Origin of the sequence: Paracholeplasma vituli, from assembly GCF_025446935.1 — a bacterium.
GTDB classification, from domain to species: Bacteria; Bacillota_I; Bacilli_A; order Acholeplasmatales; family UBA5453; genus Paracholeplasma; species Paracholeplasma vituli.
The window spans coordinates 17,612-38,986 of sequence record NZ_JAOEGN010000010.1 but is presented as its reverse complement, the minus strand read 5'-3'; the positions used below and the strand labels follow the sequence as shown (position 1 = coordinate 38,986).

Here is a 21,375-nt window from a genome sequence, read left to right as displayed (position 1 = left end):
TTTCTCCATTCTACTTATGTTTTAGATGATTCATTGCTTGAGTTATTAACACGTGGACGTGGTCATCGTCAAGCGAGTAATAAACAACATTTCCCTCTTTTCGGTATTTAACCAAACGATTCTCTCTTAAGGTTTTCAATTGATGTGAGACAGCGGATTGACTGACACTAATCACAGCAGACAGATCGCATACACACAACTCGGTTTCTTTTAATGCCAATATGATTTTCATTCTTGTGGGATCGCTAAATGTTTTGAAGAACAAAGTTAGCAGTGAAATAGATTCATTATCTAGTAAGTTTTTATGGGCTATTTCTATTTTTTCAGGGTGAAGAACATTACATTCACAAAACTCTATTATATCTTTTTGATCCATACTAATCTCCTATCTATATGAGCGCTCATTCATATAGATATATTGTATCACAATAAACTACGGAGTCAATAAAAACAACTTCTTTAGATGTTTCCACATTGATTTCGATATGTTTCCACATTGGGCAAAAAGTAAAAAAGAAGTATTTAACCCTGATTTAAGAGGTTAGATACTTCTTCTATTATTATATGAATGGTTTTGTTAAGCCGTTTTTAAAGAAAGCAATACGATAGACTCAACGTGAAATACTTAGACTATTTATGGAATAAGTCAATAAATCGTAAGATATCTTTATTTATCAATGTTTACTCGTCGTTTTTCTTTTCTATGTCATCTGTGCTTAGCTTTAAGAAAGTAGGCTATTTTGTTTTTATGCTTCAAAATACCCTGTAAGCTAGGTTTTATCATTGAGAATATAATTGGACAATAACCACTTCTGGCCTGTTATTAATTCTTACGGGAATTATGCTGTTTCCAATACCACGACTGACAATCATCGTAGTATTGGCTTCATGATATTCTCCTGCATCATATTTTGGGAAAAACCCCTGATTTGGAGCAATAACGCCCCCTATAAAAGGAATTCTGAACTGCCCGCCATGTGCATGACCACTGAGAACTAAATCAATGTCATTTTTTACATATACTCCAAAGAATTCTGGTCTGTGCGACAATAAAATCTTGAACCCATCTTTTAAATTCATATTGTAAAGTTTAGCCTCTAGCATGCTCTCTTGAAGGTAAGGAGCCTGATCTGAAAAATCAGGATCGTCCAAACCAATCAGTTGAATGCTGTCTTTATCATTCGATATTGTAATCACCTCATCACGTAATACAGTGACACCTGCGTCGAGCAATTGTTCTTCCAGTTCATAGTAGATATCTCCAATCCATGCCTCATGGTTGCCTGTCACATAATAGCACGGAGAAATTTTTACCGCCTGTTGAATAAACTTTATTGCAATGTCTATGTCCATGTGATTTGAATCTACCAGATCACCAGTAATAACAATGATATCAGGATTCTCCTCTTTCAAGATTTTAATTGTTTTCGAATTATCCTCTCCAAATTCTGAATTATGCAAATCTGCAATCTGTGCAATCTTATATCCTTCAAATGCAACTGGCAAACGCTCCAAAGTTATCTTATAACGAGTGGTGCCTACTGTAAGATTACCCCAGACGGTTATACCTCCAAAAACAGCCAATAAGATTAGAATTGTAATTATGATGATTCTTTTTGACTTATTATTATTTTTCATTTTTTTCAATCCAAGTAACCTCCATAAATACAAATTTGCTATTTTCTCTTAGAACTGTACTTTTTATTTTTTCTCTGGTTGCCATCTTCACCCTTTATAACATTACTTCTATTTGCCTTCTCAATCTGTACTGCCTTAAACTGTTCATCACTTATAATAGAAGGATTATTATCTTCAGAAATATAATGAGCTTCGTACTTCCCTGAATTTAATAGTCGAACTATTCCTATATATTTTTCATTACTTAACATTACATCAATTGTCCTTTTACTCCACTTATCTTTTCCAGTTGGGGATTTAATACCAAGCCTTTCTAACTCTTCAATTATTCCTATAATACTTTTGCCTTGAAGGTAAAAATCAAATATTAGCTGTACATTTTTAGCCTCTTCATCATCTATAATAAGACTGCCATCAACATCATTTTTATAGCCATAACATTTACGGTTATACAGCTTTGAAGTGCCTTGTGCCGCTCTTTGTTTAATACCCCATTTTATATTATCACTTCTAGATTCATTTTCCGCCTGTGCAATAGCTTCGATGATAGATATCATAAGGTCACTATCTGTATTTGCAGTATCTAGATCTTCTTGCTCAAATATTACACGAACTCCTAACGTTTTTAGTTGATTTAATGCTTCAAGTGTATCCACTGTATCTCTACCAAATCGGCTAATACTCTTAGTGAGTATTATATCTAGATTATGGGAGTTGCAATCTTCAAGCATACGAGAGAACTCTTTGCGAGAAGAACCGGTTTTCCCGGAGGCAATATCCATATAAACATCAACAAGTAACCATTGAGGCGTGGCCGCAGTTACCCTTGTAAGGGCAGATACTTGAGCAGTAAGGCTTTTCAATTGTTCAAAACTATTACTACTGACCCGGCAGTAAATACCTACTCTTTTCTCTCGTTTTGGAGGTTTAGGTGGTATAAAATGAACTTTTGGGTTTTTAGACATGTTCTACCTCCAAATTAATATTTTTTATAAACAATCAACATAAAAAGTATTATTAATTTCTTTCATCTTCTTTTTTATTAATAACTTAAGAATAATAGTAATAAATATTATTACAGCAGTACCCCACCCATATACTTGAATACTCATGTGCCAAGGTGTCGATTGAATATCATATAAACCTGGATTATTTCTAAAATCAAAATATGTATATATACTATGAGCAATAAACACACCGATAAATGAACCAATTAAACAATTCAAGAAATTATTTATTTTTTTAAACATGCTGATCCCCACTTCCAATTCATATAAAATAAAGCCTTAAAATTTTATAAACGTACACACTGACTATTCAACATATAGCAAAACATTATTTATGATATGTAGGCTATTTAAAATATCTTATCACATCTATCCTATCTCCACAACCCTACCAATCCATCTAATCTGTCAACTCAACCCTATGGCAATTTTAGTCTTTGTTATGTTTCCTCAACCACTAAAAATAAGAGTTTCCCAGCATTATCAGCTCTAGAAAATAATATAGAAAAACTAACTACACTTGGAAACCCTTGATTTATCAATGTTTTAAATACACCTTATTTTTATACCATTGACATCAATACCACCGTCTCCACATGGCTGGTGAAAGGAAACATATCAATTGGTTCTATCGATTTGATCGTGTAAGCCTGTGTAAGCACATCTAAGTCTTTTGCGAGCGTAGATGGATTACATGAGATGTAAATAATCTTCTTTGGTTTCTTCTTTAATAAGAATGCGGTGACTTTTTCACCTAAGCCTGTTCTTGGTGGGTCAAATACGATGACATCCACTGGAATATCTTTTTTCTTATTTAAGACTTCAACCACATCGCCTTTTAAGAGGTCGATGTTTTTGTGGGTATTTTGAATGATCGTGTCTTTCGCACTTTGAATCGAAGCTTCGACCGATTCAATCGCGTAGACGCGTTTGACGTGTGGGGCGACATATTGTGCAATCGGTGCGATGCCACTATAAGCATCAATCACGATGTCGGTTGGTTTAAATTGTCCTAGTTCAATGACTTTATTATATAAAACATCCGCTTGTTTCGTGTTGAGTTGGAAGAATGCATCCGGTTTTAAAGAGAAGACAACGTCGTTTAGGACTTCATTGATGGCTTCGGTTCCAGCAATGAGGTTCGTATTCTTGGTAAAGAATTCGCGAGACTTCAAGTCGTCGTTAATGACACGGTAAACAGAGACAATTTCTTTGAACTTTTCAACCAAGTATTTACCTAATTCCACAATTTCAGGATCTTCCTTATATAAAATAAAGGTAACTTGAATTTGTGCAGTCGCTTCGGCACGACGAATGATGATAAAACGTACTGTACCAGTCTTCGAGGTGTTGTTATAAGCAAGGATTTTACGCTTATCCATTTGATTTAAAATGAGCGTATAGAACTTATTGATGTCTTGTTCTTGAATCGGGCAATCCTTGATTTCTACTAGATGGTTCGAATTGGGTTTATACATCCCAATGATGTTTTTACCAAACTTGTATTGTAGCGGCAAGCTCGCTTTGTTTCTATAATGCGTATTTGGGTTAGAAGCGATCGTGGGTTTAATTAAATCTAAAGAGACTTTGGTCTTTACATAACGACGAATCGCTTGGATGATGAGTTCACGTTTAAGCGCGAGCGTTTCATCGTAAGCGAGGTGTTGAAGCTGGCAACCCCCACACTCGTGGTATACCGGACAAAACGGTTCTACACGAGATGGGCTCTTTTTGATAATTTGAACTAAGTTCGCTTTATAGTATGTGTCAAAATCTGCAGTAATTTCAACTTCAACTTCTTCTTTGGGTAATGCGAAATCAACAAAAATAGCCTTACGGTTGTAATAACCGATGCCTTCGCCATTGATACCGATTTTTTGAATTTCTGTGGTCAATCTTTGACCAATTGGGAGTTTGTTTTCCATAATAATCACCTACAAAAAGATTATACCATTAAAGAAACAAAAAAAATGCCTTAAACTGGCATTTTTTAGGGCTTTGTTTGAATAAATCGAATGGTCTCAGCTAAGGTTAAATCAAAGGGTTTTAATTCTGATAATAAGTACTTCTTCATTTTAACATTCGAGAACTTGTGGTTTTCTTGAATGACTTCGATCATTTTAAGTGAATATTGTTTTGAATAGCGAATTACCCATCGAGCTAGCCAAAGTGGCACATGTACTATAAACTTCGCCTTTTGGGTGTACTTTCGAATGCGTTTATATAAATCGGTAATCGATAAATTGGATCCCGATAGAATGAATTCATCGTTATAGGGTAAATAGGCACTTTGAATGATGGCTTTCGATAAATCTTCAACGTCTATGAAGTTATAACCCCCATGGAGTGAGAATACAAATCGTTTTCGGACCGCTTGTTTAACTTGTGAAGTAATTGGACCCAGTTTATAGTCATTCGGACCGATAACGGCTGTCGGGTAAAGAATGATCCCAGATAAACCATTTTTAATGGCTTTTCGGACATGGAGTGTCGCTTCTTTTTTGGTATAACCGTAATGTTCCTCTTTTGTAAAAGTTTTAAACGTCACGGGTTCTTCAATCCACCCAGTAGGTTCTTTCTCAATGATATCGGCAGTCGATATGTAAATGAGTCTAGCTCTATTTTCCAAACAGATGTCTGCGATTGCTTGAGTGGTTTTGACATTGGATTCGTAGGAAGCTTCATAGTCTTGATTGAATAAATCGATTAAGCCAACACAGTGAACCACAACATCACCGCTATATATTTCTTGCCTTAGGAATAATGGGTCAGATAAATTCCCTAATGAAACGGTTATTGAATTAGGCGGAAAATGCTTGAGTGGGTTTCTCGCAAGCACTTTAACTTCATTGCCTTGTTTGAGTAAGGTTTCACATACTTGATGGCCAATATGACCGCTCGCGCCGGTAACAATCCACATAGTTTCACATCCTGTCTAATTTTAGTATATCAAAAAAGCATGTGGTTTTACGCACATGCTTTAAGGATTAGTGTTTTTTAAGTGTAACTTCAATATGGTTTGTTTGATTTGGCACTAAGTCGCCTTGTTCAATCCAGACCCCTGCGTCTCGATACGTATTTCGCATCGGCTTCACCGAAACAGGTTTATGATTGACTTTGACTAAGACCTCATTACCAAAGCGATAAGATACCGACAGCGGGTATTCCCTCATATGGTAATTTAAAACTAAACCATCTAAGTCCAGTGGTAAGGATGGGTCAATCCAAAGGCCTTTATGGTATTGTTTAAAACCCAATACATTTGAAACCATTTGGTTTAAATAAATACCAGGACCCGATGAATACATACGCCAACCAGCCTTCACCGGAATTTCGCCACTTCTCACTTTTTCAAAATCACGTTTCGCTTCATAGCGGTCTTTAAATGCTGCGTCACTGCTTGAAAAGTACACGTTTGATTGACGTAACATCGCATTAGGTACGGATTTTTGGATATCGATTGGGTTAATTGTAAATAAGGCTTCATAAGCGAGGTTTGGTTCGCCGAGCTTCGCCATCGCTTCGATGAAACGAATGTGGGCATGACAGTACTGAATCCCTATTTCGCGACCAAAGTTGGACGCAGTTTCAGCACGGCTGAAATAGGTCTTTAAACCCCCGCGATACGTGACTGCAGTATCCATTAAGCGTACGCCATCTGGATGTTTTAAATGGGTTTTAATGAGTTCTTTATAAAGGTTTGCTTGATCAGTTTCAATCATTTCTGAGATGATTGGACGTTTGAGCGCGAGTAAACGGTATTTTAAGCCCGTATTGTGATCGCTTGGGTGTAATAAGTAATCAATGGTTTGATTGTCATTGAATACGATGAACCCAGCTGGTACCCCATCTTTAACCATAAACTTATTATAGTCTTTTTGTATATCGGTCTTCATGCTAACTAAGCGTTTCGCAATCGGATGATGTGCTAACTCAATAGATAAGGTATTCAAAGCGTCAAATAATAACGCAATCGTCCAACCGGAAGCCATTTTTTCCGTCAAGTCATGGTTCGCAGGTTGTAAAGTATCGTCCCAGTCGCCCCCACCATAACGTGGTAAATGGGTATTTGGAATGTAGCTTCGTTCGATACAATCTAAGGTTTCTTTGATATGATCTAGAAGCGTTTTATCATATTGAACAAACGCATTTTCTTTTTTCGATATGAATGGGACTTTTTCATCTAAAATCGATAAGTCTTGGGTCGCTTTTAAGTATAAAGCTAAAGTTCTTAAAGGCCATATGACGATATCCCCATGAGATTCATGGGCTTGAATACGGTAGTATTTATCAAACATGAACCATTGTGGGAAGTCCCCATCTTCAACAAATTGACGTTTGAATACTTTGAGTAGGATTTCTCTTACAATGTCGTAGCGAGAAGCCGCCATAAAGAGTTCAGCAGGACCCTGACAAATATCCCTAGTACCCCACGCGGCGCCATTCGATTGTTCTAATCCGTGTGGTGAGCTATAGTGAACCAAACCATTATGGGTAAACCAGAACGCCGATTCATTTAAAACATCGAGCTTCGCTTGTTGTTTAGGGTGTTTTAATTCAATCCCTGTTAAACGTTCAATAAATGCGTTATAGGTCTTTTGTGAGGCTTTTGTATCGATTTCAACCGATTTAAAGGTATCAAATGTCCCATCAATATAAAGATCAAACGCATGTGTTTTAGGGTATTCGAATGTGATGACACCAAAATTTGATAAGGCTTCATGTTTGGTCAACATCGCTTCACTAAGCGGTAAGCCATTTGTTCTATAACGGTATTTTAAGGTAGGATAATGGTCATGAATGAACCCATTTAAACTGGTATCGATAGTCAGAGTATCCCCATCGATTTGAATCGGAATATTGACTTCGTATTCTTGTGGGTGCATCACTAAGGCTTGTGTAATCAATACTTTATAGTCTTTCTTTTGTAGGGACTTAAAGCTGAGTTTTTGGGAAAGTTCACCTTTATCTACTGAGACTTCAATGACTAAAGTATCGTCATTTAATACATAAACCCATTTCGCGAAGTTAATCCCAATTTCATAATAAGAAGGGAGGGTAAGCAGTTGGTATTTATGATCTTTTTCAATATAGATACGAAGACCAGATAACTTATCTAAATTTAAGAAGTTTCTGACCACACCCAAAAGTTTATGGAAGTTTGTATTACCCAATACCACGTGGGAAGCGAATACGCCGTACATAAAGTTCGTTTGAGCCATTACACGCTCTGAAACATGGAGTAAATCCCCATGAATAAGCATGTGTCCGTGAGGACGTTCAACTAAGAGTTCTTTCGCTTGGGTGACCACATGGGTATGGGTATCTGTAAAGAACGACAAGACTTCGTTTTGTTTTTCTAGATGGTTTTGAACTGGGTATAAAGCTTTAAGTGATTTCTCATCTACTGATTTACCAACAATAACATCCTGTGCTTGGATCCAAGGTTTGACACGCTTAGGTTGGGTTAGTCGGTAAAACTCTTTAATGAGATCATAGTTCTCTAGTACTGAGAATTTTTCCGTAACAATCCCTTCATGAAACGGTTTATAGAAACCATAAAACGCAACTGAAGTTGTTCTATCTAATTTGAGTGCTTCGGATTGTAAAACGATGTATGGGAATTCGTATTGATAGTTTTGATTCGTTAATAAAGGTTCAAATAGCGCTTTAGGTTCATTGGTTTTCTTATACTCTAGACCAAAGAATTGAGTTCCATCTGTACTATAACCAATATTTTTAGTTAATGACCCAAGCTGTAATACTTGTGTGTCACCTTGGTTTTGTCTTGAACAAATGGTATACCCAAATGGGCTCTTGAAAGCTTGATGATCAATATATTGAGCGGTATACGCTTCAGAGGCGAGAATAGAGCCAGTTGAAGCGATTCCGACATCCTGACCATAGAATAGATCGTAAACCCCATCTAAGGTTTTCTTACCAAGTAATACATCATACACCCATGCATGACCGTGTAAGGATAAAACAACTTGATAATCAATGCCAAACGCTTGTCCTTGATAAACTGCTTGATTGCCAACAATTTCAAATTGGACGTTGGATTGGACACCTAAAAGTTTTCTATATTCATATTTTCCTGCAAAAAAACGTCTTAAATAGAGATTGGATACAGCCCCATCTAATAGATTCCCTCGAAGGAGGTTGATTTGATTGTGGTGGTAACGAATGCGAAACAAATCACCGCTTTCAAGCAATTCAAAGACGAGATCATTGCTGGAAAGTAAATGCTTTTTAATATCGATTTTTAGTTGCATAAGGGCCTCCTATAGGAATGTGATATCGGTTGTGTGCACCTGATTGGACGTGTTACCGACTTGAATACTGAAACGTCCATGATCTGCATAGGTTGATAAATCACTATGAACATAAACCAAATCAGAGACAGTTAATTCGAATGTAACGGTTTGTTTGGATTTCGCTTTTACGAATACTTTTTTAAACTGTTTCAGCTCTTGAACCGGTCTCGCTACTTCAGCCGCATAATCTCTTATATAGAGTTGAACTGTTTCATACCCATCTATTGGAGAGGCATTTTCAACATCAATTGAAACAAGAATAGGTTCGGATTCACGAATGATTTGTTTGGATAGACGATAATTCGATAACTTAAATGAAGAATAACTCAGACCATAACCAAATGGATAGAGGGGTGTATTTTTTTCATCTAAATAAAAGGATGTAAATGGGTTCCCATCGTTTTTAAAAGGTCTACCGGTATTCAAATAGTTATAATAGATTGGAATTTGACCAACAGAACGTGGATAACTCATCGTGAGTTTCCCGGACGGATTATTAAATCCAAATAAGGTTTCTGTGATCGCTTCTTGTGCCATCGTACCTAAGAAAAATGTATCAAGTATCGCGTGTACTTTCGGTTCGACATCCGTTAGAACGACTGGTCTACCGTGATATAAGACTAAGACGATTTTCTTACCGAGTTTAGATAAGTCCTCAATCAATCTTAAATCGTTTGGTTTTAGTGTGAGATTCGTTTTCGAATGTGCTTCACCCGATTCAATCGCGTGTTCACCAATAGCGACGACAACTACGTCCGATTCTACTAAGGCTTGATAATCAGAAGGACTTAATGTAGATAAATCGTTCGAATCGCTGACTAAAAGTGGTTTAGTGTATTTTGATATGGCTTGATAAAGGGGTGTACAATCCTCACTTCGACCATGCCAACTCCAAGGTCCAATCGTGTGTGGATTCTTCGAGTATTCGCCTAATAAAGCGATTTTCTGTGTATATTTCAGTGGTAATACCGAATCGTTTTTAAGTAATACCATCGATTCTTTCGCAACTTCTAAAGCAACCTTTTTATTCTCTTTAGAAAGCACAAATTCACGTTCTTTTTGTTCATCTGCACCTTTAAATGGGTTATCGAAGAGTCCGAGATCATTTTTAAGTTTAAGCACTCGATACACAGCGTCATCTAAGAGTGACATCGGTACTTCATTATTTTCGATCAGTTTCTTCAAGTTTAGAACATAAGAGGATGTCGCCATTTCAATATCCAGACCGGCTAAAATAGCTTTTTTCGCTGCGTCATAATCATCTTCAGAAGTCCCGTGTTCAATCGTTTGACGAAGTGAGTCGTAATCGGAGATGACGACCCCATCGAATTGCCACTGTACTTTTAATAGTTCTCGTAAGAGATATTTATTTTGAGTCGCTGGAATGCCTTCTATAATGTTGAATGACGTCATGACTAAGCGTGCACCGGCATCGATCGCGGCTTTATATCCGGATAAATAATATTGGTGTAAGTTTAGTCTTGAGATATCCACGGTATTGTAGTCGCGACCCGCTTCACTCGCACCGTAAGCCGCGAAATGCTTCACACAGCTTGCGAGATTCCCAACCTTTTCAATACCATCGTGCTGATAGCCTTCAACCATTGCTTTCGCATACACTTGGTTCAAATATGGGTCTTCACCAAAACCTTCAACTACTCTACCCCAACGAGGGTCTCTCGATAAGTCAGCCATCGGTGAGAATGTAACATGAATGCCTGCTGTTTGAGCTTCTAACGCCGAAATACGCGCGGCCTTTTTTATCAAATCTGGGTTAAAACTGGTTGACATCGCGAGGGGTACAGGGAATATGGTCTTATACCCATGAATGATGTCTGCCATAAAAATGAGTGGGATTTTATGTCTACTTTTCGCTAAATACGCTTCTTGAACCCGTCTCATTTCAGAGGCATTACCAATACCCAATACAGAACCCGACAAAAACACCTCTTCCTCTTTTAAGCCTAAGGCTTGAATTGGTCCATATACTTCTTTTTTTAAATCTCCAATGAAGAAAAAGGGTGCCAGTTGCATCAACTGTCCAATTTTTTCTTCAATGGAAAGACTATTTAATAGGGTTTTGATATTAAGCATGAATGGTCCTCTTTTCATAATAAATACCCGTATAATACGGTTTTAAGGTTATGTGATCTGTGCTATTTGAGAGTAAAACGCTCATCTTCTCTATCGAAAGTGGATTTTCGATTGTAACATCGGTCCAGTTACATACCACAACGATGCGTTCGGTTTCACTTGCACGTTCGTAGATGAATAGGTTCGGATGATCCTCGAACAAGAGATTAAACGCTCCTGTGTTAAAGAGTGGATTAGATTTTCTCAATTTCAATAAGTCTTTGACATAAGTGATAATCCCATTCGGGTCTTTTTGATCGGTATCCCTGTTGATGAGTACATAGTTAGGATTCACTTTTAGCCATGGGGACCCAGTGGAAAATCCTGCGTTCACGGTTTCATTCCATTGCATTGGGGTTCTTGAATTATCGCGACTCTTCGCGTAAATGGAATTCATAATATCTGCTTCTTTAAATCCTTTTTGTTTAAGTTCTTGATAGATGTTTTTCGTTTCGATATCTTTATAGTCTTCAATTGCCATTTTGATACCAGTCATTCCGAACTCTTCACCTTGGTAAATGTAAGGTGTCCCTTTCATGCCGAATAACAGCGTGAATAACATTTTGGCCGAATCGTTTCGATACTTTTCTGATGGATTCCCGTAACGCGATACCGCTCTGGGTTGATCATGGTTCGATAAGAACAGACTTGGCCAACCCTTATCTTTAAAGATTTGTTGTGTGTTATTTAAGGTTTGTTTTAAAGCGTGTAAGTCTAAGGTTTTTAACATCCATTTGCCTTGACCGGGTTGTTCATCTAAGGCGATGTGGTCAAATTGGAAAACCATATCTAATGCGGGGTGGGTCGAAGTGATCTCATTGGCGCGTTTTAATGAGATACCTGGCATTTCACCCACCGTGAAGACCTCTCTACCTTTAAAACAGGTTTCGTAAAGTTCTTCTAAGTAAGCATCGAGATAAGGGCCATCTGCGAGTCTTTTTGAATAGACATCTTTTCCGATTAAATCGATGACATCGAGTCTAAAGCCGTCAAAACCTAAATCTAACCAATAGTTGATCATCCTATAGATTTCAGTTCTTAAGGTTTTGTTTTGCCAATTCAAATCGGGTTGTTTAACCGAGAATAAGTGGAAGTAATACTGTTTTAAGTGTTCGACATATTGCCAAGCAGACCCACTGAATACTGAGGTGATGTCACTTGGTGTATCCGACCATATATAGTAATCATAATATGGATTGTTAGGCCCTTTGAGTGCTTCTTTAAACCAAACATGTTCATCAGAAGTATGATTCAAAACCAAATCCATAATGACTTTTAAGCCTTTTTCATGGGCTTTATTCAATAGATTCATTAAATCGGTTTTCGAACCAAACATTGGGTTTACTTCATAGTAATCGGAGATATCGTACCCGTTATCATCCATTGGAGATTGATACACTGGGGATAACCAAATGACATCGACACCTAAATCCTTTAAATAATCGAGTTCTGTAATAATGCCGTTTAAATCACCAATCCCATCCCCATTCGAATCTTTAAAGCTTAAGGGGTAGATTTGATAGACCACTTGATTTAAATCTTTCGCCACTGTAAGACCTCCATACCCTTTTGAATGATTGGGTGTTTCATATAAGCACGCATGACATCTTTGGATAAATAGGCATTACACATTAATAGTTCAAGGCCTTTATCTAAAGCATAGTCACGATTAGAAATCCAAGTACCATTTTCATAATTATAAGCACCAACTAAACCGTATTTGCCCCATAGTTTAGGATCTTCTACCATTTTCCTAATGGCTGGTAAGACGATTTCAGGAGCGAAAGGTAAACTGCCCACCATCGCAGACGGTGAAATCGTGCCGTTGGTATAGTATTTACCTAAGGTATTTGGTAATGCATTCGCAACATAATAGCCAGTCGGTGTATACCCCGCGGTTAAGCCAAAGCTGTAATGGTTGAATGTTTTAAATGTCTTTTGGTGTCTTAGACAAAAAGCACGGTGACCGTAAGTCGCTTTTTTCGCATTGATGAACCAGTTTATGCCATCCGCATCCTCAATGTCTTCTAAATTGAGCCAAGCCAGTGGAAACTGATACACAAATAAGGTATTCCCTGGTGTAATGATATAATGGTGTTTTTGATACGATTTATAGATACGATCGAAGCCATTGTATAGAGCCTTCGATTCGTTTTTGTCTTCTTTAAGGCCTGCAATCATGACATACATCATGAGTTGTTCAGCAAACATCCCCCAGTGGTGGATGAATCCCGGTTTATCTGTGACGTAATCGCCTTTCTTATCCGGGTTATAAGCCATGTAGAGGCGTTTTTTACCTTCATGGGTATGAATCAACATATCAAAGTTCACGCGCTTGATGATGTCATTCGCTAAAGCGTGAATCGTGTCGTCATTAAAATAACTATCCACTGTAATGACCCCATTTAAAGCGAGTGCGGTATCGATGGTGGAATATTCACAATGTCCTAAGCGTTTACCAGTGTGAAAATCAATAAAATGCGCGAAAAGACCTTCATAATGACTCACATGGTCACGCAGGGTCAGTAAGGTTTTCTTCACTTTATCTAAGGCCTCTTCTTTAGAGATATAGCCATAAACATCTCCTACCACATAGGCGGATAGGGTAAAACCAACCGCTGCGATGGTTGCGACACCCTTTTTTTCAGTATGGTCAAGTGTCATCCCAAATCCGGTTTCTGTTTCGTTAAAATTGGTTTCATTCATAAAAAAATCAAAGGCTGTTTTTTGAATATGTTCGATGGTTTTTTTTGTATTCATACTGGGCTCCTGGTTAAATTGAAACGTTTAACCTACTCTATTTTAACCCAAATTCCTAGGGTTTTCAACTCAAACCCTAGGGCATAATGGGCTTTTATGCATTATTCTACTTTTTGAAATTCGAGATTCTTAAGACCTTCTTGAACATAGTCAATTTCCATGAAAATCTCCCAAATCATGCCAGACATATAGTTTTCTAACATCACGAGTGAAATCCCCTTATCGATACCAATAATGTCGTTACCAAACCATCCATTTACACCAACGGAAAGGTTATAAGCGTCTTTAAATCCATATTTCGAATGGAATTGTGGGAACGTTCGATAGTTTTTCATGGCGTTAATGGCTGCTTCTGGTTTAAAGACAATAGATCCAATCGCTCCATAAGCTGGGACAGTCCCGTCGTTGAAATGGGCATTCCCTGCCGATGGACCCGATCCATAATTACCTTTGTAGCCATTAGGACCATCTGCGGCAGACATCCCCCAAGAGTTTTCATTGATACCTGGGTATATTGAAGTGAGTGTTTTCGCATATGCTATGGCTGCTTCTGTGGCATGTACCGAATTCGTGAACCAATTGAATCCAGCTGCGTCATTATAAGATTCAAAATCAATCCATGCGTGTGAAAATTGGTATGTGAAGATACTACCTGTATGGGTTGAATAGAACGCACCATAGTTTTCAGTTGAACTGTGGAGTGTTGAAGAAAGTTTCATTCGGTTATAAGCACTCTTACCGACTGGATAAGTTGGACTACCCGCGGCTAGGACATATAACATAAGCTGTTCCGCATAGGAATCCCAATGTCCTGCAAACCCACGTTCTGGCCAGTAACCCATATAGAAACGGCTTTGAGCGGCGTCATAATACCAGTTCCATTCAATTTCTTCATAGAGCTGTTCGGCTAACTTTTGAGTTCTTCCACCAAAAAATTGTCCAGCAGTAAGCGCACCATTGATGAAGAGTGCAGTATCGATGATAGAGACTTCACTTTCCCAAACACGTTCACCGGTTGTCATACTCATAAAGTGGAAAAAGAATCCATGACGACGGTCGAGTTTCAACATCGACTCTAACGTCTTAAAGGCACGTTCTTCACCTTCTTCACGTGTAATAAACCCATTTTCAACCCCAACTGGAATCGCTGTTAAGCCAAATCCAACAGAGGCGATGGAAGCGACTGTACCAACCGTATTTGTATTGGTATGGTAACGGTCTGGAATTAAACCATACCCTGCTTGAGATTCATTGGTATTTTGGGTTTCCCAAAAGAAATCAAAAGCGAGTTCTAATTCTTCTAAGACGACCTCATCGACATTTTGTCTTACGTTTACACGGTAAGACTTATTGTTCACTGGGTAAGGGTCTTTAGAACCACACGCCACTAAGACGAAGATACTCAGGGCTAAAACGAGGAAAGTCGTAAGTTTTTTCATAATTATTCTCCTGTGATGCCGGTCTTTTCGACCCCTTCAACGAACCAGCGTTGCATCGTGAAGTAGACGATAATCATCGGCAAGATGATGAGTAGAGTCGCAGCTAAGCGAACCCCTTCGTTTAACATAACCAATTGCTCAGACCCACCCATTTGGGAATACTCGGATACGAAGTTCGCGAGTTTGAGCTGCATGTTGGCGTCGTTCGAGTCTAAGAATAAACTCGATATGTAGGTTTCATTCCAATACCAGACCAATCCAAATAAGAAACTGGTGATGTAAGCTGGCACAGAGAGTGGTACAGCCATTCTAAAGAATATATAAAATGGGGTCGCACCGTCGATTTCTGCCGCTTCGTTTAAGGCTTTTGGAATCATTTTGAAGAATTGATAGAAAATCAAAATGAAGATGGCTGAATTTAACCCTTGTCCAAATACTGCTGGTAGGATGATTGCGAATGGAGTACGGTATAAATAAAGTCTAAAAAACATAACGAAACGTGGAATCATGTAGACTTGTGGGGGAATGACAAAGGTTAAAAGTACCAAGATGAACCACACTTTTTTAAACTTAAAGTTAAAGGTAGCGAACCCATACCCAATCACTGATGTAACCAAGGTCTGAATAATGGCTGGTAATAATGTAATCCAAATACTCTTATAAAGTGTTTCAAAGTAATTTAGCACCTTAAATGCACTTTGATAGTTTCCCATGTAAAATGCCGAAGGTACCCAGTTAATTATTGGGTTAATGATGTCACTTTGACTCTTCAAACTGTTTGATACCATGTATAGCATTGGGTAGACATAGACAAATCCAATTGAGATTAATAAGACATATATAATTACTTTAAAAATAATGCCATCGGTAAAGTGTCTGCCTAAAAAGAACTTTTGAATGGTTGCTTTTCGATTTTGCATACTCAATACCTCCTTCTTGGTTGTCTACTTCTAAAGAGTAGCCCAACTAAGCCAATGGCTAAGAATACAATGAGTGCGTACATCCACGCCATCGCTGAAGCCATCCCAAACCCTGTAACAGAGTTGAATAAATTGGATTTAATCGAGAGAATGACTTTATTTTCTGAGAATGTGGATAATAACACGATGGTATAAATACTGTTAACTAAGATTAAACTACTCAATGAAGGCATCGTAATCTTCCAAAAGGCTTGCCATGGACCTGCACCATCAATTTGTGCAGCTTCATAGATTTGTTGATCAATCTTTTGTAACCCTGCTAAGAAAATCAAGATTTGTACCCCACTAAACCAAAATATAATGATGATTTGTGAAAACAAATCGACAATCGGTTTTGCCAAATCGGTAGACAAACTGTTTTGAATAATCGTGATAAACCCGTACGATTCAAAGATATTGGTCCCACCAGCACCGTGTTCTATGAGTTCGTTAATGACTGGCCCAGAGGAAATGATGACGGGTAGGAAGAAGATTGATCTGAAAATGCCACGGCTTTTAATCTTTTGATTTAACAATAGTGCGATTAAGATCGAGAATACGATGATAACTGGAATTTGTAACACCATTTGTCGTAAGTACGCGGTGAGTGCTTCGATAAATTCAAACCCTTTTTCAATTTTGAATAGATCGATGTAATTCTTGAATCCTACAAACTTAGACACAATTCCGTCTGCGGTTAATTTAACATCACTTAAACTGTAAATGATGGAGGTTAAAAGTGGATATAGCATAAAAATGAAGAATCCAAGAATCCATATACCGATGAACGTGTATCCAAATAGGTTTTCACGGGTTGCTCTAGATAGTGGTTTTCCCATTAGATACCACCGCCTTTTACAGTTGAAACTTCGATACCATTTTGGATTACGACGAAATGCTTCTGTTCTATGGTTCGACCTTCTACTACAACCGATTGATTAAGGTAGTTTATATAAATTTCGGTTTGATTTTCATAGACCACTTTAACGACACCTGTTTGTAGGACCGTTCGATCCACAATCGCTTGATTTTGAACATGTTTTAAAGCGTCATTAACAAACATATAATAGGTCAAAATGGCTGGTTTTAAATCGGTGAAACGCGAGGTATAAATGCCACTTAATCCGGTGTCTTGAAGTTTCTTTGAAGACGCTTCTGTAACCATGAATGAGATATTAATGCCGTAATCAATGCTTCTTAAGAGCTGGTCTCTCGCGTAGTCATAAAAGTTCGCGTTTGCCCCATATAAATCCATATACCCGTTTAAAACGATTGGTATAAATGGAACAGTATCCGAGAATGACAAGTACTGACTCGAATACATCGGAACATCAAAGTAGGCATTCATGGTGCCCCACATATAGGCATATGCGTCGTATAAGGCTATCTTCTTTTCAACGCCCTTTAAGAGGTCTTGGAAAATACGCATCGATTCAGATAGCGATACACCTGTACCATAATCAGCATATAATGTGTTACCAATCGAACTCATGGCTAAGCCATCAACAGCGTATCTGCTGACACTCTTTAACGTTTGATTGAAGCTTGAAGTGACTTTACTGTGTTTTAAAAGGTAACGACTGTGGTCATATTCTTGGAATCGATACGTTTGTTCGTTGATTTTTTTAGCTAAATCTCTAAAACTTTGATAATCACCAGAACGTGAGCTCGCTTTTAATGATTCTGTAACAAAATAGAGTTCGCCGACTTCTGCTTTTAATCGTTCGATATCTTTAGCTCCACCAATACGATTGGATAAACCTTCATAAACAGGGCCATCCCAGGTCGCACCTGATTTTGTGAAGCCTTGATAAGCAACTATGATTTCATCGATTTCACTATTTAAGGATTTTACAATTGACGTGAGTGACTTTAATGTCGTCATGACGTTAGTCTCTGCAAATAATAACCCTTCATTTTTAACTAACCCAATCGATTCTAATTTGAGTGGACTATTATCGCGAGTAGCTGTTTGCTTAATCAATTGATTTTGTTCAATCAGTTGATTGCGATACGCTTTTGCCATACCAACATAATTGGCGTTCTCATTGGTTAACAGTTGATAACGAATTTTAATGTCAACAGGATTCCGTTTTTCTTGCATAATTTGGATAAAACGATTCGCTTTATCAACTGGTTGATTGTAAATACGGCGGTATATGAATTCCGTAAATATCGCGTTATAAGGGGTTAATGTACCTGCAAAATTAATGGTTAAGATACCATTTTCTGCGCCAGATTCAATGGTTGCGAATATGGCATTTTGATCAATCCCGTGGACCATTCCAAATACAGGTGCGTAAAGTGCTGTCCCCTCTGCTGTCATTCGATTTAAATCGGTTTCCATATTGAATGAAAAGTTTGGGTTGTAAAACTCCTTCGTATATTGTCTGGTGGTTGAAGCGACCTGATAGCGAATGAGTGCACCTACACCATCAGGAATGAACATGTATCCAGGTGTCGTGTCACCTTTGACAGCCCCCAAATAAGGATAGACATAAATGGACCCGATCTTGTGGTTTCCGGATTCTACAATCGAATCATTTGGTATTTCAATAAAGATGCCTTCTGTTAAAAATTGAACTCTAACGGTAAGTCGAATACGTGAAATACCAAATGTAATCGTCGACTCAAAGCCATTATCAATTATTTGAACCGATTTAGAGGTATTTTCAGATAATATAAACTCTTCGGTTCTCGCGTTATTTGGGTTGTTCGTATTGTAAGAGTAAATATGAATACCACTTCTGACACGACGTTGCCAATTCGGTGACAACCCGGAGGTTTCGTAGTCGATTGTCGATGAAAACACATAGCCATTTTCATTTTGTACCATAAAAGCCAGTGAACTTTGATCGAGGTAAACCATCCCGAGCTCCGTATCGATGATGGTTTGTTCAGGATTTAAAGTGTATGGACTGGTTGCTAAAGTTAAGTCATCGGTTTGAGTAAAACGATTCGATGACACATAATCGGTAAGTTCAGAGAAACTTGGTAAAGCTTGATCAGAGGTTTCTACGAATGCGCTTTGAATCACGTGATTGATTGAAAATATCACGAGTATCGATAAGATAACCGAAGTTACTTTAAGCCATAAAGTTTTACGCACGGTAGATCACCTCCTTAATAATAGATACAATGAAGTCCCATACTTGACCAATGAAAGCGTAAATGAGAAGCCCCATTAGAACCATAATGAGCATACCAAATAGAATCAGTAAAATGGATTTGATGGTCTCAAATAGGGTATAGTTATGGACTTCTTTTAAAGTATACACAAAGAGGAATACAGTGTAATAAAGGACGATTTGATGATAGAACGTATAAATAAAGGCTTCATTATAAGTCAGGAAATGCGACACAACAGTCATAATCGGGATGAATAGGATGAATGGGACTAATGCATAAGCTGACATCACAAAGACATCCTTGAATCGACCTTCACCATCTGAGAATGTGGATACTAAATAGTTCACAGTCACAAATAAGAAAAATACAATAGAAACGATTCCTACTTGTTGTAAAACATTACCAACAGAGTGGTTTCTGAATAAGAACCCAGATAGATACGTATCGAGTAAGTAAACCACTAAGAACGCTACGAATACCAGTAAACCAGATAAATAGCTACCTCGGTTATCTCGTTTCACATAGTAAACCAAATCTGCTGGTTTTTTGAAGATTTGCTTAGAAAGTCTAATTTGACTTACCAGTTCAACTTCACTAATTTTATGAACACGCGATTTGGCTGATTCATAAAATGGCAAGTATACAACCGTTTTCTTACCAACCTTAAATACTACAATGATGCTGATAAGAATAATGATCCAAGTGACAAGATTATTTTGAATCGCAACATTTCGGATTTCCCAGTACGCATTTGAATACCCACTGAGGTCTTTAGCTTCATAAAATGAATCCAAAGCGTCATCAAAGTTACCTTCTTTGGCTAACGCTTCACCAAGAGCGGAGTGTGCGAGAGCGAATCCGGTATTTTGTCTTAAGATTTCTTCCCATAATGGTTTCGATTCTAAGTATCTACCGTCATTATATAAAGTTACTGCTTCGTGTACCAAATCTACGAATACGGTTCTTTGATAAATTTGAATATTATTGTAAATACGGTCCAAAATATAAAGATTTCCGTTTGAGTCAGTAGTGATACCTGCAGGGGTATTGGTCAAACCTAACCCTTGTTTCATCGAACGGTCTTTGGTATTAAATTGGAACAATAAACGCCCATTCGCGTCGTATTCATAGATTTCGCCTGTACTTGATACGAGATATATGTAGTTGTCTTGATCCATCCATATATCACTTAATGGTTCAGTTGGGTATCTAGTATCGCCTAAAAGGGTATTTACACCTGAAATATTTAAACGTTTGAAGGATTGTCCAAAGTTAATATTGGTGGTTAAAATCGACCCTTTTTGACCTAAAGCCACATTTGTGGGTGACGGTGGTAGTGATGAGGCTAAATCGGACTGTTTCACAAATAGATTGTATAAAAACTTTCTAAATGAAATCGAGACACTGTTAATCCCTAAGTACCCTACAAATTCACCGGCGTAGTTCAGTTGAATGATTCCTGAGGTGGAACCTTCACCAACCACATAAATAGCGTCATTCGAACCAACAACGACTTTGATTGGTAAAAAGGCGTTATTTTGACCAAAAATCGGAGAGGTTGGTTTTGTGATTCGGCTTATAATTTGTTTGGTTGTTAAATCAAAGACAAAGATTGTTCTCGCATCTTTATCAGCTATATACATCTTCTGTTCTTCAATAAAGATCCCTGTCGGTGTGATCCATTCTGTTGAGGAATACGTATCCAAAACTGAACCATTTAAAGCAACTTTTAAGACGCGTTTGTTTCCGGTGTCTGCGATATATAAAATATCATCTTTTTGATATATATCTTGAGGATTGTTCAAACTGAGGTTGCTAAAAGCACCCACTGGAATATAGGCTGTCTGAGTTTGAACCAAACGATTGTATTCCCCTAATGTATACGTATTGTAAGGAATCCCTGAAGACGATTGACTACTTTGAATTGGACTTTTAACGATTAATCCAAGACTTAATACAAGGATGGACAACATGAATAGTTTTTTCATGATAC

15 protein-coding genes are annotated in these 21,375 nt (G+C 37.8%); all 15 read right to left on the bottom strand.

Going from position 1 to position 21,375, the window contains the following annotated elements:
• Nucleotides 1-10 precede the first annotated feature (10 nt).
• Nucleotides 11-376 (bottom strand): ArsR/SmtB family transcription factor, encoded by a 366-nt coding sequence (locus tag N7603_RS05955; protein WP_262096464.1) that lies wholly within the window; start codon nucleotides 374-376, stop codon nucleotides 11-13.
• 404 nt (nucleotides 377-780) lie between these two features.
• Complete coding sequence (locus tag N7603_RS05950) at nucleotides 781-1,638, bottom strand: metallophosphoesterase (protein ID WP_064012482.1); 858 nt, start codon at nucleotides 1,636-1,638, stop codon at nucleotides 781-783.
• Nucleotides 1,639-1,676: 38 nt separating this feature from the next.
• The gene (locus tag N7603_RS05945; RefSeq protein ID WP_262096463.1) at nucleotides 1,677-2,603 is read right to left on the bottom strand and encodes a recombinase family protein; all 927 of its coding nucleotides are present in this window, start codon (nucleotides 2,601-2,603) and stop codon (nucleotides 1,677-1,679) included.
• 24 nt (nucleotides 2,604-2,627) lie between these two features.
• Nucleotides 2,628-2,888, bottom strand: a complete 261-nt coding sequence (locus tag N7603_RS05940; protein WP_262096462.1) for a hypothetical protein — start codon at nucleotides 2,886-2,888, stop codon at nucleotides 2,628-2,630.
• A gap of 320 nt (nucleotides 2,889-3,208) precedes the next feature.
• Nucleotides 3,209-4,570: a 23S rRNA (uracil(1939)-C(5))-methyltransferase RlmD gene (gene rlmD, locus N7603_RS05935; protein ID WP_262096461.1), complete on the bottom strand. Its 1,362-nt coding sequence runs from the start codon at nucleotides 4,568-4,570 to the stop codon at nucleotides 3,209-3,211.
• 65 nt (nucleotides 4,571-4,635) lie between these two features.
• The gene (locus N7603_RS05930; RefSeq protein WP_262096460.1) at nucleotides 4,636-5,565 is read right to left on the bottom strand and encodes an NAD-dependent epimerase/dehydratase family protein; all 930 of its coding nucleotides are present in this window, start codon (nucleotides 5,563-5,565) and stop codon (nucleotides 4,636-4,638) included.
• 67 nt (nucleotides 5,566-5,632) lie between these two features.
• Nucleotides 5,633-8,920 (bottom strand): GH36-type glycosyl hydrolase domain-containing protein, encoded by a 3,288-nt coding sequence (locus tag N7603_RS05925; protein WP_262096459.1) that lies wholly within the window; start codon nucleotides 8,918-8,920, stop codon nucleotides 5,633-5,635.
• A gap of 9 nt (nucleotides 8,921-8,929) precedes the next feature.
• Nucleotides 8,930-11,056 carry a glycoside hydrolase family 3 N-terminal domain-containing protein gene (locus N7603_RS05920; RefSeq protein ID WP_262096458.1) on the bottom strand — a complete coding sequence of 709 codons (2,127 nt, stop codon included), beginning with the start codon at nucleotides 11,054-11,056 and terminating at the stop codon, nucleotides 8,930-8,932.
• Complete coding sequence (locus tag N7603_RS05915; RefSeq protein WP_262096457.1) at nucleotides 11,049-12,644, bottom strand: glycoside hydrolase family 13 protein; 1,596 nt, start codon at nucleotides 12,642-12,644, stop codon at nucleotides 11,049-11,051. The genes N7603_RS05920 and N7603_RS05915 overlap by 8 nt, the downstream gene beginning before the upstream one ends.
• Entirely contained in the window at nucleotides 12,629-13,855 is a 1,227-nt protein-coding gene (locus tag N7603_RS05910; RefSeq protein WP_262096456.1) for a glucoamylase family protein, read from the bottom strand. The genes N7603_RS05915 and N7603_RS05910 overlap by 16 nt, the downstream gene beginning before the upstream one ends.
• A 101-nt stretch (nucleotides 13,856-13,956) precedes the next feature.
• Nucleotides 13,957-15,294, bottom strand: coding sequence for a glucoamylase family protein (locus N7603_RS05905; RefSeq protein ID WP_262096455.1), 1,338 nt, complete (start codon nucleotides 15,292-15,294; stop codon nucleotides 13,957-13,959).
• 2 nt (nucleotides 15,295-15,296) lie between these two features.
• Nucleotides 15,297-16,214, bottom strand: coding sequence for a carbohydrate ABC transporter permease (locus tag N7603_RS05900; protein WP_262096454.1), 918 nt, complete (start codon nucleotides 16,212-16,214; stop codon nucleotides 15,297-15,299).
• Between the two features lie 2 nt (nucleotides 16,215-16,216).
• Complete coding sequence (locus N7603_RS05895) at nucleotides 16,217-17,092, bottom strand: carbohydrate ABC transporter permease (RefSeq protein WP_262096453.1); 876 nt, start codon at nucleotides 17,090-17,092, stop codon at nucleotides 16,217-16,219.
• Nucleotides 17,092-19,362, bottom strand: a complete 2,271-nt coding sequence (locus tag N7603_RS05890) for a DUF5696 domain-containing protein (protein WP_262096451.1) — start codon at nucleotides 19,360-19,362, stop codon at nucleotides 17,092-17,094. The genes N7603_RS05895 and N7603_RS05890 overlap by 1 nt, the downstream gene beginning before the upstream one ends.
• Nucleotides 19,355-21,370 (bottom strand): YIP1 family protein, encoded by a 2,016-nt coding sequence (locus N7603_RS05885; RefSeq protein ID WP_262096450.1) that lies wholly within the window; start codon nucleotides 21,368-21,370, stop codon nucleotides 19,355-19,357. Before N7603_RS05885 ends, N7603_RS05890 begins: the two co-directional genes overlap by 8 nt.
• Between the last annotated feature and the right edge of the window lie 5 nt (nucleotides 21,371-21,375).